General features: G+C 71.9%; 16 protein-coding genes. 10 read left to right on the top strand and 6 right to left on the bottom strand.

From position 1 onward, the window contains the following. Window positions 1-89: 89 nt before the first annotated feature. Complete coding sequence (locus K7C20_RS27335; RefSeq protein WP_150127314.1) at window positions 90-485, top strand: hypothetical protein; 396 nt, start codon at window positions 90-92, stop codon at window positions 483-485. An 80-nt stretch (window positions 486-565) separates the two neighbouring features. Here K7C20_RS27335 and K7C20_RS27330 read toward each other — a convergent pair whose 3' ends face one another. From K7C20_RS27330 to K7C20_RS27320, 3 genes are all read right to left on the bottom strand, one after another. Further along, window positions 566-1,276, bottom strand: a complete 711-nt coding sequence (locus K7C20_RS27330) for a class III extradiol dioxygenase subunit B-like domain-containing protein (RefSeq protein ID WP_053209838.1) — start codon at window positions 1,274-1,276, stop codon at window positions 566-568. A 70-nt stretch (window positions 1,277-1,346) separates the two neighbouring features. Beyond that, window positions 1,347-2,861, bottom strand: coding sequence for a tRNA (N6-isopentenyl adenosine(37)-C2)-methylthiotransferase MiaB (gene miaB, locus K7C20_RS27325; protein ID WP_030081466.1), 1,515 nt, complete (start codon window positions 2,859-2,861; stop codon window positions 1,347-1,349). Window positions 2,862-2,955: 94 nt separating this feature from the next. After that, a complete protein-coding gene (locus K7C20_RS27320) occupies window positions 2,956-3,498 on the bottom strand; it encodes a DoxX family protein (RefSeq protein WP_030081468.1) in 543 nt (180 codons plus the stop codon). Window positions 3,499-3,874: 376 nt separating this feature from the next. Between K7C20_RS27320 and K7C20_RS27315 the strand changes: the two genes are divergently transcribed. Then, window positions 3,875-4,870: a TAXI family TRAP transporter solute-binding subunit gene (locus K7C20_RS27315; RefSeq protein ID WP_030081469.1), complete on the top strand. Its 996-nt coding sequence runs from the start codon at window positions 3,875-3,877 to the stop codon at window positions 4,868-4,870. 164 nt (window positions 4,871-5,034) lie between these two features. On the opposite strand, the gene K7C20_RS27310 is transcribed toward K7C20_RS27315, so the two are convergent. From K7C20_RS27310 to K7C20_RS27300, 3 genes are all read right to left on the bottom strand, one after another. Then, window positions 5,035-5,238, bottom strand: a complete 204-nt coding sequence (locus K7C20_RS27310; protein ID WP_006602702.1) for a cold-shock protein — start codon at window positions 5,236-5,238, stop codon at window positions 5,035-5,037. A gap of 215 nt (window positions 5,239-5,453) precedes the next feature. Further along, entirely contained in the window at window positions 5,454-6,869 is a 1,416-nt protein-coding gene (locus K7C20_RS27305; RefSeq protein WP_053209839.1) for a sensor histidine kinase, read from the bottom strand. Window positions 6,870-6,885: 16 nt separating this feature from the next. Continuing rightward, entirely contained in the window at window positions 6,886-7,626 is a 741-nt protein-coding gene (locus K7C20_RS27300; protein ID WP_053209840.1) for a response regulator transcription factor, read from the bottom strand. Between the two features lie 275 nt (window positions 7,627-7,901). Here K7C20_RS27300 and K7C20_RS27295 point away from each other — a divergent pair, with 275 nt between their 5' ends. From K7C20_RS27295 to K7C20_RS27265, 8 genes are all read left to right on the top strand, one after another. Then, a complete protein-coding gene (locus K7C20_RS27295) occupies window positions 7,902-8,687 on the top strand; it encodes an amino acid ABC transporter ATP-binding protein (RefSeq protein ID WP_030990388.1) in 786 nt (261 codons plus the stop codon). 56 nt (window positions 8,688-8,743) lie between these two features. Further along, the gene (locus K7C20_RS27290; RefSeq protein WP_030081483.1) at window positions 8,744-9,655 is read left to right on the top strand and encodes a glutamate ABC transporter substrate-binding protein; all 912 of its coding nucleotides are present in this window, start codon (window positions 8,744-8,746) and stop codon (window positions 9,653-9,655) included. Window positions 9,656-9,782: 127 nt separating this feature from the next. After that, complete coding sequence (locus K7C20_RS27285) at window positions 9,783-10,430, top strand: amino acid ABC transporter permease (protein WP_030081485.1); 648 nt, start codon at window positions 9,783-9,785, stop codon at window positions 10,428-10,430. A gap of 73 nt (window positions 10,431-10,503) precedes the next feature. After that, window positions 10,504-11,439, top strand: a complete 936-nt coding sequence (locus tag K7C20_RS27280) for an amino acid ABC transporter permease (RefSeq protein ID WP_030081487.1) — start codon at window positions 10,504-10,506, stop codon at window positions 11,437-11,439. Window positions 11,440-11,666: 227 nt separating this feature from the next. After that, entirely contained in the window at window positions 11,667-13,487 is a 1,821-nt protein-coding gene (locus K7C20_RS27275) for an FAD-dependent monooxygenase (RefSeq protein WP_053209841.1), read from the top strand. After that, the gene (locus K7C20_RS39285) at window positions 13,480-13,566 is read left to right on the top strand and encodes a putative leader peptide (protein WP_311624691.1); all 87 of its coding nucleotides are present in this window, start codon (window positions 13,480-13,482) and stop codon (window positions 13,564-13,566) included. Before K7C20_RS27275 ends, K7C20_RS39285 begins: the two co-directional genes overlap by 8 nt. A 78-nt stretch (window positions 13,567-13,644) precedes the next feature. Next, the gene (locus K7C20_RS27270) at window positions 13,645-14,193 is read left to right on the top strand and encodes a cupin domain-containing protein (RefSeq protein ID WP_053209842.1); all 549 of its coding nucleotides are present in this window, start codon (window positions 13,645-13,647) and stop codon (window positions 14,191-14,193) included. After that, window positions 14,190-14,567, top strand: a complete 378-nt coding sequence (locus K7C20_RS27265; RefSeq protein WP_030081495.1) for a rhodanese-like domain-containing protein — start codon at window positions 14,190-14,192, stop codon at window positions 14,565-14,567. Before K7C20_RS27270 ends, K7C20_RS27265 begins: the two co-directional genes overlap by 4 nt. Window positions 14,568-14,578: the final 11 nt, after the last annotated feature.

The raw sequence follows: 14,578 nt of genomic DNA, 5'->3' as shown, positions 1-14,578 counted from the left end.
GTCCCACCGGCGCCCGCGGGCGGCGCAATGGGCCGTTCCCCGGCGGCATGGGATTTCGCCACATGAAGAGCGTAGGAGCAGTTATGGGCGTGTTTTCGCGGTTTCGCCGCCGTAAGTCCGAAGCGTCGGCGGAGGAGAGTGCCGCTGCGGCGGTGACGGCCGAGGCGGAGGAACCGGCGGAGCCGACGGAGCCGGCGGAAGCGGCCGTTTCGGCGGCCACCGAGGGCGCCGGGGCCGAGGACGCCGGCGGCACCGAGCAGGCCGCGGACGGCCCCGGAACCCCGGCGGAGACGGCATCCGCGGCGGAGGCGGCGGCTCCGGAGGCGCCCGGTGAGGCGACGGCCGCGACGGCGGGCGCCGATGAGCCGTCGGCGGAGAAGGCCGGCGCCGATGAGCCGTCGGCGGAGAAGGCCGGCGAGAGCGCCGGGATCCCCCGCCAGCAGTCGGCGGAGGCCGCCGCGGACAGCGAGAGCGCACGGCACTAGGGGGTGCCTGCCGTACTCGGCTCGACGGCCGCGAGGTGGAGCGCCTCGCGGCCGTCGGCGTATCCGTCCTCGGGGCCGCGCTACGACCAGGCGGCCACGAAGTAGCCCACGCCGTACGGGGCGTCGTCGCGGAGCAGCCGTCCGCGCAGGTCCGCGCCCTCGGCCGCGCCCGCCAGGACCTGCCAGCCGGCCCGTCCGGATACCTGGAGGGCGGCGGCACGCTCCTCGTCCAGCGCGGTGAGCGCATCGAGGTCGGCGGTGCCCAGGGCGCGGGCCGTCGCGGCGTCGAAGGCCTCGGCCCGCTCGTCGAAGTAGCCGGGCGCCTTCACCGTCCGGCAGGCGCTGCCGTCGCCCATCACCAGCAGCGCCACCCGGGGCGCGGACGCCGCGATCTCCCGGCCCGCCGACAGGGCCTGGTCTCGGGGCAGCGACTCCGCCACGCCCAGCGCGTCCACGGGGGCGTCGGCCCAGTCCGTACGGGACAGCAGCCAGGCGCCGACCGACAGCGACGGCGGGAGTTCCCGCTCCGGCGTGGTCCCGGCGGCGCCCAGCCGCACCTCGAGGTCCACCCCGAAACCGCGGAACGAGCCGAGGGCGCCCTGCGGGTGCGGGCCCCGGCCGGCCTCGTCGGCGGGGCCCAGCACGACCAGCCGGTCGGGGCGGGCCGCGGCGAGCACGCCGGTCACGTCCAGGCAGGCGGCACGCAGCGCCGCCAGTTCGGGCGCCGCCCCGGCGGCCACCGCCGGGACGAGAAGCGGCGGGCAGGGACAGAGAGCGGCGGCTACGAGCATGCCACGCAGCGTAACGCCCCTGGTGCGAGGGCGGTCGTGGTGCCCTGCGGGGCACCCGGCACGCGGCCGGTCAGTCGCAGCCGCAGCCGGCGGCGGGCGCCGGGCTCGGTGCCGGGGCGCCGATGGTGGGCAGGCCCAGCAGCACGCCCTGGGGCTTCTCGGCCGGGGCGGCGTTGCGCTTCTCCCAGGCGTCACCGGCCCGGGTACGGCGGACCGCCTTGGCCGGGCCCTCCGCCAGGAGGTGGTGCGGAGCGGCGTAGGTGACCTCGACGGTCACCGTGTCGCCTGGGCGGACCGGCTCGTCGGGGCGGGTGAAGTGCACCAGGCGGTTGTCGGGGGCCCGGCCGGACAGGCGGTGGGTCGCCTCGTCCTTGCGGCCCTCGCCCTCGGCGACCAGAACCTCGAGGGTGCGGCCGACCTGCTTCTTGTTCTCCTCCCAGGAGATCTCCTCCTGGAGGGCGACCAGGCGCGCATAGCGCTCCTGGACCACGGCCTTGGGGATCTGGCCCTCCATGTCGGCCGCCGGGGTACCGGGGCGCTTGGAGTACTGGAAGGTGAAGGCCTGGGCGAAGCGGGACTCGCGGACCGTGTGCAGTGTCTGCTCGAAGTCCTCCTCGGTCTCGCCCGGGAAGCCGACGATGATGTCCGTGGAGATGGCGGCGTCCGGCATCGCGGCGCGCACCTTCTCGATGATGCCGAGGAAGCGCTCCTGGCGGTACGAGCGGCGCATCGCCTTGAGGACGGTGTCCGAGCCGGACTGGAGCGGCATGTGGAGCTGCGGCATCACGTTGGGCGTCTCGGCCATGGCGGCGATGACGTCGTCGGTGAAGTCGCGGGGGTGCGGGGAGGTGAAGCGGACCCGCTCCAGGCCGTCGATCTTCCCGCAGGCGCGCAGCAGCTTGCTGAAGGCCTCGCGGTCGCCGATGTCGGAGCCGTACGCGTTGACGTTCTGCCCGAGCAGGGTGATCTCGCTGACGCCCTCGGCGACCAGCGCCTCGATCTCGGCGAGGATGTCGCCGGGCCGGCGGTCCTTCTCCTTGCCGCGCAGCGCCGGGACGATACAGAACGTGCAGGTGTTGTTGCAGCCCACCGAGATGGACACCCAGGCCGCATACGCGCTCTCGCGGCGGGTGGGCAGGGTCGAGGGGAACGCCTCCAGGGACTCGGCGATCTCGACCTGCGCCTCTTCCTGGACGCGGGCGCGCTCCAGCAGCACCGGCAGCTTGCCGATGTTGTGCGTCCCGAAGACCACGTCGACCCAGGGGGCCTTCTTGACGATGGTGTCGCGGTCCTTCTGGGCGAGGCAGCCGCCCACGGCGATCTGCATACCGGGCCGCGCGGCCTTCTTCGGGGCGAGCTGACCGAGGTTGCCGTAGAGCCGGTTGTCGGCGTTCTCCCGCACCGCGCAGGTATTGAAGACCACTACATCGGCGCCCTCGCCGTCCTTGGGCGCGGGGACGTATCCGGCGTCTTCCAGCAGGCCGGACAGCCGCTCGGAGTCGTGGACGTTCATCTGGCACCCGTAGGTGCGGATCTCGTAACTCTTGTTCACGCCCACTGCCTGGCTCCGGTCGCTGCTGGTCATGCAACAAGGGTAGGCGGTACCGGAAGTACCTCCCGACCCCGGAGTCTTCGGGCGGGATCCGGCCCCGGGCGGGCGGCGGCGCGGGCGGCCTGTCTCACAGGGCCAGCACGATCGCGGCGCCGGCACCGCCCGCCACCAGCGCGAAGGCCGCGCTGCGCAGGCCGCCGTCCCCCCAGCGGAAGGGGCGGTCGAGGGCGAAGCGGCCGGGGCCGGTGGCCGCGACGGTCAGTGCGACGACGGCGATGGTCAGGGGGTATTCGATGCCGCCGGTCGCCGCCCAGAGTCCCTGGGACGCGGAGAGGGCCATGGCGTTGATCATTACGCCGATGAGTGCGGCCGCCGCCAGGGGCGTGAACAGCCCGGCCGCGAGGCCGAGGCCGCCGAGGACCTCCGAGGCCCCGGCGAGACCGGCGTAGAACCCACCGGGGCGGTAGCCGAGGGCCTCGAAGCCCTTGCCGGTGGCGGTGAGCCCGTGGCCGCCGAAGAAACCAAAGAGCTTCTGGGCGCCGTGTCCTGCCAGGATCAGTCCCACGGTCAGGCGCAGGAGGAGCAGGCCGAGGTCGGCGGCGAGCGGGGGTGAGCGGAGTGCGTCGGGCCGGGCATGGAGGTCAGGACGCAGTTCGGCGAGCGGTTTCATGAGGTGTCGTTTCCCGCACCGGCGCGTCAGGGGGCCGCGGTGTCGAGCACCGGCGCCGGTGCGCTCGGGTGGAGGGATCACTGGGATGCGCGCCGGGCGGCACGCGGTGGGGGACGTGCCAGGTCCCCGCTGCGTCTCATGTCGTGAGGAGCGACCCTCTATGTTCGATCGTGCTACGCGAAGCGCCATATGCATAGGGCGGTCGGGCCTGCGGGGAGGCCCGGCCGGGTCCTGCACGTCCCGTAGGAGTTCCGGCCGGTGGCCCGGCGGACGGGCTGCCGGGATGCCGGCCGCCGCACCGGCGAGCGGTGGTCCCGCGGCCCCGGCCCACCCCCGCCCCTCCCTTTCCGGCCGATGTGCTGGCAGGATCCCGCCCATGGTCACAGCACTCTCCCGCACCGGCCGCCGGGCCTTCCAGGCGACGGTCGCCGCACTGGTCGCCCTCGGGCTGGGGCTGTGGTGGCTGTTGGCGATGGGCGGTGAGCCCTCGCCCCGCGGGCAGGTGACGCTGGCGACGGGCGTGCCGACCGGGGTGTACGCGCGCTACGGGGAGCTGCTGAAGCAGGACCTGGCCCACGACCTGCCGGACGTGGATCTGCGGCTGGCCCGCAGCGAGGGCTCCATCGACAATCTGCGGCAACTGGTCGCCGGCCGCGCGGAGTTCACCATCGCGACGGCGGACGCGGTCGCCGAGTACCAGGTCAGGGGCGAATCGGGCGCGGACCGGCTGCGGGCCTGTGCGCGGCTGTACGACGACTACATGCAGCTGGTGGTGCCGAAGAAGTCCGCGGTGCGCTCGACGAAGGATCTGCGGCGGCTGCGGGTGGGCGTCGGGGCCGACGGCTCCGGCGTACAGCTGATCACCCGGCGGTTGCTGGAGGCCGCCGGGCTGGACTTCAACAAGGACATCGAGCCGGTACGGGTCGGCATCGACGAGATGCCGAAACTGCTGGAGCAGCACAAGCTGGACGCCTTCTTCTGGTCCGGCGGGCTGCCGACGACGGCGGTGCAGCGGCTGGTCCGGCGGTTCCCGGTGCGGCTGGTCCAGCTCGGGGACCTGGGGCCGGCGCTGCACCGGCAGGGCGAGCGCACGCGCTACTACCGCGCGGCGGTGATGCCGGCCGACGCCTACCCCCTGGCCCAGGACGGGCAGGGAGTGAAGACGATCGCCGTCGCGAACCTACTGGTGACGACCGACCGCGAGGACGCGGCGATGACCCAGGGCATCACCCGTACGGTCATCGACAGCCGGGACTCGATCGGGCGCCAGGTGCATGCCGCGCAGAAGGTGGATCTGCGGACGGCGGTGTTCACCGATCCGCTGGAGCTGCATGAGGGCGCCCGGCGCTATTACGTGTCCCAGAAGCCCTGAGCCGGCAGTCCCGGCCCCGAAAACCTGATCGCCAACGGCCTGGCTCCGGCAGCCCGGAGATGCCATGCCGGGCGCTGAGAGCCCGGCCGGGCCCCGCCCGCGAACGGATCGGGGCCCGCACCGGACCAGCCGGTGCGGGCCCCGGTCACGGGACGCCAGGAGCGTCAGGCGGCGACGATGTTCTCCGCCTGCGGGCCCTTCGGGCCCTGGGTCACGTCGAAGGTGACCTTCTGGCCCTCGAGGAGCTCACGGAAGCCCTGGGCGGCGATGTTCGAGTAGTGGGCGAAGACGTCGGGGCCGCCGCCGTCCTGCTCGATGAAGCCGAAGCCCTTTTCCGAGTTGAACCACTTGACGGTGCCGGAAGCCATGTTTTTCTCCTTCATGGGGCAAACCGGAGACCACACTGTGCGGCCTCCTTGTCGCCGAGATGATTGCCCCACACCGGAACAGGTCCGGAAAACAAGGAACGCCCGGGGCTACCAGCCTCCGGGCGCGCACAAAGTTCATCATGGGTACCACAACTGCAACGCCGTCAACGGTAGCACAGGTGACCGGGGTACCCGGCGGCCCGTGCGGACGCCCGTCACGGTGCGGTGCGCGGCACGGTGACGGTGACCTTCAGCCCGTGCGGCGGATGCGGGGCGTAGGCGATGGTGGCGCCGCCCGCGGTGAGCAGGGCGCGGGTGATCGACAGGCCCAGCCCGGATCCGGACACGTTCTGGTGGCGGCTGCTGCGCCAGAAGCGGTCGCCGACCCGGGCGAGCTCGTCGTCGGTCAGGCCGGGGCCCCGGTCGGCGACGGTGACATGGACGCGCTCGCCCTCCGGGGCGACACCGACGGTGACCGGCCGGCCCTCAGGAGTGAACTTCAGGGCGTTGTCGACGACGGCGTCCAGGGCGCTGGACAGGGCGATCGGGTCGGCCCAGCCGGTGACTGCGGGCTGCCCCTCGTAGGTGAGGAGGACGCCCTTGTCGTCGGCCAGCGGACGCCAGGAATCGACGCGTTCGGCGGCCAGCGCCGCGACATCGGTGAGCTGGAGGTCGGCGGCGGTGTGTTCGGCGAGCGCGAGGTCGAGCAGATCGTCCAGGACGCGGGCCAGCCGCTTGCCCTCCGTGCGGACCGAGGCGATCTCCGCGTTGTCGTCGGGGAGTTCGAGGGCCAGCAGCTCGATCCGCAGCAGCAGCGCGGAGAGGGGGTTGCGCAGCTGGTGGGAGGCGTCGGCGACAAAGGCGCGCTGCTGTTCCAGGACGTCTTCGACGTTGTCGGCCATCTCGTTGAACGAGCGGGCCAGGCGGCGCAGTTCGGGCGGGCCCGCGGTGGCGGCCACCCGGGCGTTCATCCGGCCGGTGGCGATGTCGTGGCTGGCCGCGTCCAGGACCCGTACCGGCCGCAGCACCCAGCCGGTGAGGCGGAAGGCCGCGGCGACGGCGACGAGCATGGCCGCGCACTCTCCGGCCGCGATCAGCAGCCAGCCGCGCAGGACATGGGAGCGCATCTGCGCGGTGGGCGAGTCGGTCATGACGACGGCGACCACATCGCCGTCGCGGATCACCGGTGAGGCGACCGGGATACGGCCGGTGTCGTCCCAGGGCCAGATCTGGTGCGGGTCGTGGCTGCGACGGCCGGCCAGCGCCTCGCTGAAGGCCTGTGCGCCCTCGCCCTCGCGGGGCACCGGCATACCGGCGGGGGCGGCGGCCATCGGGGTGTGATCGCGGTAGAAGACACCGGCCCGTATGCCGTAGAGGCCGTAGTAGCGCGCGAGCTCGGTGCGCAGGGTGGCGCGCCGCTCGTCCTCCTCGGGGGTCTTGCTGTCGCCGTCGGCGGCGGGGCGGGCGGTGACGAACTGGGCGAGGGAGGCGAAGCGGGCGGCATCGTCGATCCGGTCGACGACCACCCGCTGCTGCTCCACACCGGCCGTGATCACGCCCAGCGGGATGCCGAGCGCGAGCAGCACACCGGCCATGAGGACGATGAGGAGCGGGAGGAGTCGGGTGCGCACGTGGTCGCGGCGGCCGTCAGGAGGCCGGGGCGGCGGGCGGCCGGGGCCCCGCGCCGGCGGCCGGCACGACCAGGCGGTAGCCGACGCCGCGCACCGTCTCGATCAGGGCGGGCATCCGCAGTTTGGCGCGGAGGGAGGCGATATGCACCTCAAGGGTCCGTCCGGTGCCCTCCCAGCTCGTCCGCCACACCTCGCTGATGATCTGTTCCCGGCGGAAGACCACGCCGGGGCGCTGGGCGAGCAGGGCGAGCAGGTCGAACTCCTTGCGGGTGAGCGGAACCGAGGTGCCGTCCACGGACACCTGGCGGGTGGGGAGTTCGACGGTGACCGCACCCAGGTGCAGCGCGTCGTCGGCGGCGCTCTCGTCGGCCGGCTGGTCGGCGCCGCCGGGCGCGGTACGCCGGCTCACCGCGTGGATGCGGGCCAGCAGCTCACCGGTGTCGTACGGCTTGACGACATAGTCGTCCGCGCCGAGGTTGAGGCCGTGGATGCGGGAGCGCACATCGGAGCGCGCGGTGACCATGATGACGGGGATGGCGCAGAGCTTGCGGATCCGGCCGCACACCTCGAAGCCGTCCTGGTCGGGCAGCCCGAGATCGAGCAGCACCACCGCGAACGGTTCCGCATGGTCGGGCAGCAGGGCCTTGAGCGCTTCCTCGCCGTTGCGTGCGTGCACGACGGACAGGCCGTGCTTGGCGAGCACCGCGGACAGGGCCGCGGCGACATGATCGTCGTCCTCGACGAGCAGCAGTCTCATCGGGCCTCCTTCCCGGGTGCGTGCGTACAGGCCACAGGGCATCTACGGCGATGGGAGGTGCGCGCGTCAAGAGGAGGCCACCTCCCGGCCGCCATCCGTTACCCAGCCGGTACGCCCGCGGCAACCGTCCACCGCCGCCACCTCGGCGCCCCGCTTCACGCAGAGTGTCCGTTTGCGGCCGGATCGTTATCCTCAAGTTCCCCTCAGAACTAATGACGCTGGTCGAAGGGCGTTACTAGGGTCCTCCCAACCGAGGAGGACGGAGCTACACGCCGATGAGCGAAGTATCGGTGACCAAGAACGCCGAGGGTCCCGCGCCGGCAGGGGACCAGCTGGTCGTGCTGGACAACGTGAACAAGCACTTCGGCGCGCTGCACGTGCTCCAGGACATCGACCTGACGATCCACCGCGGCGAGGTCGTCGTCGTGATCGGGCCCTCGGGCTCGGGCAAGTCGACGCTCTGCCGCACGATCAACCGCCTGGAGACCATCGACACCGGCAGCATCACGATCGACGGCAAGCCGTTGCCGCAGGAGGGACGGGAGCTGGCCCGGCTGCGCGCCGACGTGGGCATGGTCTTCCAGTCCTTCAACCTGTTCGCGCACAAGACGGTGCTCGAGAACGTGATGCTGGGGCAGACCAAGGTCCGCAGGACGGACAAGGCAGCCGCCACGAAGAAGGCCCGCGCACTGCTCGACCGGGTCGGCGTCGGCACCCAGGCCGACAAGTACCCCGCACAGCTCTCCGGCGGTCAGCAGCAGCGGGTGGCGATCGCCCGTGCGCTGGCGATGGACCCGAAGGTGATGCTGTTCGACGAGCCGACCTCCGCGCTGGACCCGGAAATGATCAACGAGGTGCTGGACGTGATGCAGCAGCTCGCCCGGGACGGCATGACGATGATCGTGGTCACCCATGAGATGGGGTTCGCGCGCTCCGCAGCGAACCGGGTCGTCTTCATGGCGGACGGCCGCATCGTCGAAGAGGCTGAGCCGAACCAGTTCTTCAACAACCCGCGCAGTGACCGCGCCAAGGACTTCCTGTCGAAGATCCTCCACCACTGAGGCCGCAGTTGGGCCACCATCAATGCCAACACTTGTTGAACCAAAGGATGTTCACCATGAGGATTCGTAAGACGGCTGCGGCCGGTGCGGTGGTGCTCGCGCTGGCGGCCACGGCGACTGCGTGCGGCGGCGAGTCGGGTTCTGCAGGCGACAAGCCGGCCGGCGGCGAGGTCTACAGCGGCGACTACAAGGTCGCCTCGGCGCCGAAGATCGACTCTGCGGTGCTGAAGAAGGCCCAGCAGGCCAAGAAGATCGTCGTCGGCGTCAAGGCGGACCAGCCGTTCCTCGGCTTCAAGGACCCCGCCACCAACAAGTACTCCGGCTTCGACATCGAGATCGCCAAGATGATCGCCGCCGACCTGGGCTTCTCCGAGAAGCAGATCGAGTTCCAGACGGTCGACTCCAACGTCCGCGAGACCAAGATCTCCGGCGGTGCCGTCGACTTCTACGTCGGCACGTACACCATCAACGACGAGCGCAAGAAGCAGGTCGGCTTCGCGGGCCCGTACTACACCGCCGGCGCGGACCTCCTCGTGAGCAAGGACAACAAGTCCATCACCGGGCCGGACAGCCTCCGGGGCAAGAAGGTCTGCTCGATCACCGGCTCGACCCCGCTCCAGGAGATCAAGAAGGCGAAGTACGGCGCCAAGACCACCGAGCTGGGCAAGTACTCGGACTGCGTCAAGAACGTGCTGGACGGCTCGGTCGACGCCGTCACCACCGATGACGCGATCCTCAAGGGCTACGCCGCCCAGCGGCCCACCAAGCTCCGGGTCGTCGGCAATTCCTTCACCAAGGAGCCTTACGGCGTCGGTATGAACAAGGACGACAAGGCGCTCCGCAACGCGATCACCAGCGCCCTGGAGAACCACATCAAGAACGGCGACTACCAGAAGGCGTACGAAGGCACGCTCGGCAAGTCGGGCTCGAAGTACACCGCCCCGCAGACGCCGCTGCCGCGCTACTGAGGCGCCGGCACCCGCTTGACTGCGCCGCCCCGTACGCCCGCCGCGGCCGGGCGTGCGGGGCGCGCTGTCTTCCCCCGCTCCCCGCCCCTCTTCCCACCGTCGACCTGACCGCTACCGCGGAGACCCCATGAACGTACTCCTCGATTATCTGCCCGAGTTCCGGGACGGGTTCCTCAGCACTCTGGCGATCACCGCGTCCAGCGGTCTGCTCGCGCTGGTACTGGGCGTACTCATAGCCGGGTTCCGGGTCTCCCCGATTCCGCCGCTGCGCGCCTTCGGGACGGCCTGGGTCACGTTGCTGCGCAACACCCCGCTGACGCTGCTGTTCCTGGTGGCGTTCTTCGTCGTGCCGCAGATCCTCTTCAACGGCTGGAGCCCCTTCGCCCTGGCCACTCTGGCCCTCGGCTTCTACACCTCCTCCTTCGTGTGCGAGGCGGTGCGCTCCGGCATCAACACCGTGCCGCTGGGGCAGGCGGAAGCCGCCCGCTCGATCGGCATGACCTTCTCCCAGACGCTGCGCATGATCGTGCTGCCGCAGGCGACCCGCACCGTGCTGTCGCCGCTGAGCAGCATCTTCATCGCGCTGACGAAGAACTCCGCGATCGCCGGGGCGTTCAGCTACCCCGAGCTGTTCAGCGTCTCCAAACTGCTCAACGACAAGGGCTATGCGATCGCCTTGATCTTCCTGTGGACCGCACTCGCCTACCTCATCATCACCTTCGCCATCAGCGGCTTCTTCCGGCTGCTGGAGCGCCGGATGGGGGTCGCCCGATGACCGGCCTCGGCAGACAGAGCAGCACGACGTGGGTACCGCGCGCAGGCGGGGCGGAACGAAGCGAGGTAGGGGCATGAGCGGCGCGAGCGTTCTTTATGACGTACCGGGACCGAAGGCGAAGACGCGCAACCGCGTCTACACGGTCCTCGGCACCCTCGCGGTACTCGGGCTGATCGCGTTCGCCGTGCTGCGGCTGAGCGCCAAGGGCCAGCTCGAGCCCGAGGTGTGGAACATCTTCAACAACGCCGGTGTACGGACCAACATCCGTGACGGCGTGCTGACGACGCTTCAGGTCTTCGCCGTCGCGGCGGTGCTGTCGCTGATCCTGGGCGTGCTGCTCGCGGTGGCGCGGCTGTCGGACCACAAGCCGGTCCGCTGGCTGTCGACCGGGTTCATCGAGCTTTTCCGCGCCGTCCCGCTGCTGATCACCATCTACGCGCTGTGGGTCATCTTCCTCACCAACCGCGAGAGCCTCGGCCTCACCGGCAGCCAGCCGCAGTTCTGGGCGCTCGTCGTCGGGCTGACGATCTACAACGGCTCGGTGCAGGCCGAAGTGCTGCGGGCCGGCATCAACTCCGTGCCCAAGGGGCAGCGCGAGGCCGCCTACGCACTGGGCATGAGCAAGACGCAGGTCATGACGACGGTGCTGATCCCGCAGGCCGTCCGGGCGATGCTGCCGACGATCATCAGCCAGCTCGTGGTGACCCTGAAGGACACCTCCCTCGGCTACATCATCACGTTCGAGGAGCTGCTGTTCACGGCCCGGCTGATGAGCACCAACATCATCGTGAACGGCAACGACACCTATGTCCCGGTCATCATCGTGACCGGCGCCATCTATGTCGCGATGTGCCTGGCGCTGTCCGCCCTCGCCAACTGGATCGAGCAGCGCGGCCGCCGGGCCAGGACCGGTATCGAGGTGACCACGGCCGGCGAGCCGGTGGCGGCCGGCGACGCGATGGAGGTTGCCGACGCGGTGCCCGACAAGCCGGCGGGCAAGCAGGACTGAGTGCCCGGCCGAGTGCCTGCCGTGCCGCCCCGAGCGGCACGGCCGGCCCGGCGGCCGTTGCGCGGCTGAGATGAGACCGTCCGGAGGCGGTGGCGCCGTCGCCACCGCCTCCGTCACTTGACGCGAGCGGCCGCAGTGGGTTGCATACGCTGTGTGATCACGCACCGGGCTCCAACTGCCAGTTACCGCCTGTCCCGTACGTACCAGCGGCCCCGGGGAGCTGCGCCGTGGACCCGGTGATCATCGTCGGGGCCGGCCCGGTCGGCCTCTCCCTCTCGCTCGCCCTCACCCGCCTCGGCGTGCCCTGTGTCGTCCTCGACGAGACCACCGGCCAGGAGGACACCCGCCTGGCCCGCACCGCCGTGCTCCGCCAGGACACCGCGGCCTTCGTCGGCCGGCTCGGCTGTGCCGGCACCCTGGAGAGCGCCGGCACCCGCTGGACGGCCTGGCGCACGATGCGCCGCCGGCGCCTGCTGGAACGCGTCGCCTTCGCCCCCCGGACCCCGGACGGCGCGGCCGCCCCCGCCACCGTGTCCCCGGTCCATCTCCCGCAGCATGCGCTCACCCGCGCCCTGCGCGCCGCACTCGCCGACGAGAAGCTCGCCGAGGTCGTCACCGGCAGCCGTCTTGCCGGCCTCGAACAGGACGAGCACGGCGTCAGCGCCCAGACCCGCGGCCCCAACGGGACGTGGTGGCGCGGAAGTTACCTCATCGGCTGCGACGGCCCGCGCTCGACGGTCCGCAAGCTGCTGGACATCCGCTTCCCGGGCCGTACGGCCGTGGAACGGCATGCCGTGGCCGCGCTGCGCTGCGAACTCCCCTGGCCCGGTGAGGCCCTGCTGCACCGGTCGCCGCCCCGGCACGGCGGCCAACCCGGCACCGAGGTCTCCGCCCGCCCGCTGGCCGACGGCCTCTGGCGGCTGGACTGGCTGCTGCCGCCGGGGCGTGAACTGGTCACGCCGGACGCCCTGGTCGCCCGGATCCGCGACTCCCTGGCCGGCTGGGCCACCGAATCCCCGGTGGACGCCGTCGGCGAGAGCGGCATGGACGGCGGCGCGGTGCCCGCACGGGGCCGCGGCCACGGCCGGCTGGTCCCGCCGTACGAGCTCCTCGACACCGGCGTGCACACCGTCCACCACCGGCTGGCCCGGTGCTGGCGGCAGGGCCGCGCCTTCCTCGCCGGGGACGCCGCCCATCTGCTGGGCGCCCTCGGCACCCAGGGCCTCGACGAGGGCCTGCGGGACGCCGAGAACCTCGCCTGGAAACTGGGCCTGGCCTGGCACCACGGCGCCTCCGAGGTGCTGCTCGACAGCTACCAGGCCGAGCGCCGGGGTGCGGTCGCGGCCCGGCTGCGCGCCGCGGACCAGGCGCTGCCGCTGCTTCGGGACGGCCGATCGGCCCGCTGGCGGACCGTGCTTCCGGGTGCGGTGCGCGGCCGCAGCACCCTGCTGACCGACGGCCACCTGGGCCGCGGCCCGCTGGGCTCGCCGCCCGTGTACGCCCGTACCCCCCTCGCGCCGCCCGCCGCGGAGGGCCCCCTCGTCGAGACGCTCCCCGGCGCGGCCGTCACCGATGTGCCGGTGACCGCGTCCGACGGTTCGGTGGTCCGGCTGCACGACCGGCTCGGGAAGGGCCTCCTGGTGGTGCTGGTGGCGCCCGGCACGGGGGTCTGGGACCGGCGGCACTGGCAGTCGGCGGGTCTGATGCCCCGGTTGGCCGACGCGGTCGACGCACTGCCGATGGCCGCCGAGATCCTGGTCACCGAGGCCTATCCGGGTGCGGCCGCCCACACCGTGCTGCTCGTGCGGCCGGACGGCCAGCTGGTCACCGCACTGTCCGGTGTCCGCCCCGCCGAGATGGCCGCCTGCGCGGACGCGGTGCGGGGCGGGGCACACGGGCGGGAGGCCGGGGCCGACCGGGCCCGTCGGTCCGGGGTCAGCGGGGGGACCGGGGATTCCGCGGTCTTCCGGAACAGCGGAACCGGGGAAGGGGAGCCGTCCGCTGTTGACCCTGTACGAACGTCCATGCTTCACTCCGAGGGTGACTGATCACAGCTCGCGATTCTGGCGGAGGGTCCATCTCGACCTGCTCCGCTATGCGGGCTGTATGTGTCGTCCGTCCTGTTGATCCTCATCTCCTTCCCCGCGCGGCCGCCTGCCCCTGTCCGGCAGCCGCGCCTCTTCGCGATCACCCAGGACGGTTTCCGTGCCCGACGTACGTACCCCTGCGCGCCCGCATACCACCGGCCCCGGCCATGACGGCGGGCCCAGCGCGTCCGAACTCCTCGACTTCGCCCGCCGCACCGCTGCGGACGCGGCGCTCATCACCTCGCTCCCGCTCGACCCCGAAGGCCGTACCTGGATCCGGCTGGACGGGCCGGGCGGCAGCGAGGCATGGCTGATCGGCTGGCCGCCCGGCACCGGCACCGGCTGGCACGACCACGGCGGCTCGCACGGCGCCTTCGCGACGGCCGCGGGTGAGCTGACGGAACAGTCGCTCACCGCCCCCCTCCCCACCGAGGGCTGGAAGACCCTGGAACTCGCCGACGGCGTGGACCGGGAGCGCACGCTGAGCGACGGCCGCGGCCGGGCGTTCGGCCCGCACCATGTGCATCAGGTGCTCAACCTCTCCGCCGACACCCATGCGGTGTCGGTGCACGCCTACTACCCGCCGCTGCCGTTGATGCGCCGCTACAGCCGCACCGGACCGGTGCTGCGGCTCGAAGCGGTCGAGCAGCCGGAGGAATGGACATGAGCGCGATCGACGCATTGCTGGCCCGGGCCCGGAGCGAACTGGGGCACCGGGTGAGCCCCCGGGAGGCCGCAGCGGTCCAGGAGGCCGGCGGGCTGCTGGTGGACATCCGCTATGCGGAGCTGAGGGAGCGCGACGGCATCATCCCCGGCGCGCTGATCGTGGAACGCAACGAGCTGGAGTGGCGGCTCGACCCGACGGGCGCACACCGCGCTCCGGAAGCCACACATCACGCCCTGCCGGTCGTGGTCATCTGCAACGAGGGCTACGCATCGAGCCTCGCGGCGCTCTCGTTGCGCGAGCTGGGCCTGCACCGGGCAACCGATCTGGAGGGCGGCTTCCAGGCTTGGCGGGGGGCGGGGTTGGCGGTGAGGTGAGGGGCGGCTGG

Source organism: Streptomyces decoyicus (assembly GCF_019880305.1).
GTDB lineage: Bacteria > Actinomycetota > Actinomycetes > Streptomycetales > Streptomycetaceae > Streptomyces > Streptomyces decoyicus.
This window is presented reverse-complemented; position numbering and strand designations above follow the sequence as displayed.

Coding starts and splice junctions, on each gene's coding strand:
- K7C20_RS27265 (WP_030081495.1), top strand. CDS start 14,190: ATGAGCGCGATCGACGCATTGCTGGCCCGGGCCCGGAGCGAACTGGGG.
- K7C20_RS27295 (WP_030990388.1), top strand. CDS start 7,902: ATGAGCGAAGTATCGGTGACCAAGAACGCCGAGGGTCCCGCGCCGGCA.
- K7C20_RS27285 (WP_030081485.1), top strand. CDS start 9,783: ATGAACGTACTCCTCGATTATCTGCCCGAGTTCCGGGACGGGTTCCTC.
- K7C20_RS27300 (WP_053209840.1), bottom strand. CDS start 7,626: ATGAGACTGCTGCTCGTCGAGGACGACGATCATGTCGCCGCGGCCCTG.
- K7C20_RS27280 (WP_030081487.1), top strand. CDS start 10,504: ATGAGCGGCGCGAGCGTTCTTTATGACGTACCGGGACCGAAGGCGAAG.
- K7C20_RS27310 (WP_006602702.1), bottom strand. CDS start 5,238: ATGGCTTCCGGCACCGTCAAGTGGTTCAACTCGGAAAAGGGCTTCGGC.
- K7C20_RS27320 (WP_030081468.1), bottom strand. CDS start 3,498: ATGAAACCGCTCGCCGAACTGCGTCCTGACCTCCATGCCCGGCCCGAC.
- K7C20_RS27330 (WP_053209838.1), bottom strand. CDS start 1,276: ATGCTCGTAGCCGCCGCTCTCTGTCCCTGCCCGCCGCTTCTCGTCCCG.
- K7C20_RS27290 (WP_030081483.1), top strand. CDS start 8,744: ATGAGGATTCGTAAGACGGCTGCGGCCGGTGCGGTGGTGCTCGCGCTG.
- K7C20_RS27315 (WP_030081469.1), top strand. CDS start 3,875: ATGGTCACAGCACTCTCCCGCACCGGCCGCCGGGCCTTCCAGGCGACG.
- miaB (WP_030081466.1), bottom strand. CDS start 2,861: ATGACCAGCAGCGACCGGAGCCAGGCAGTGGGCGTGAACAAGAGTTAC.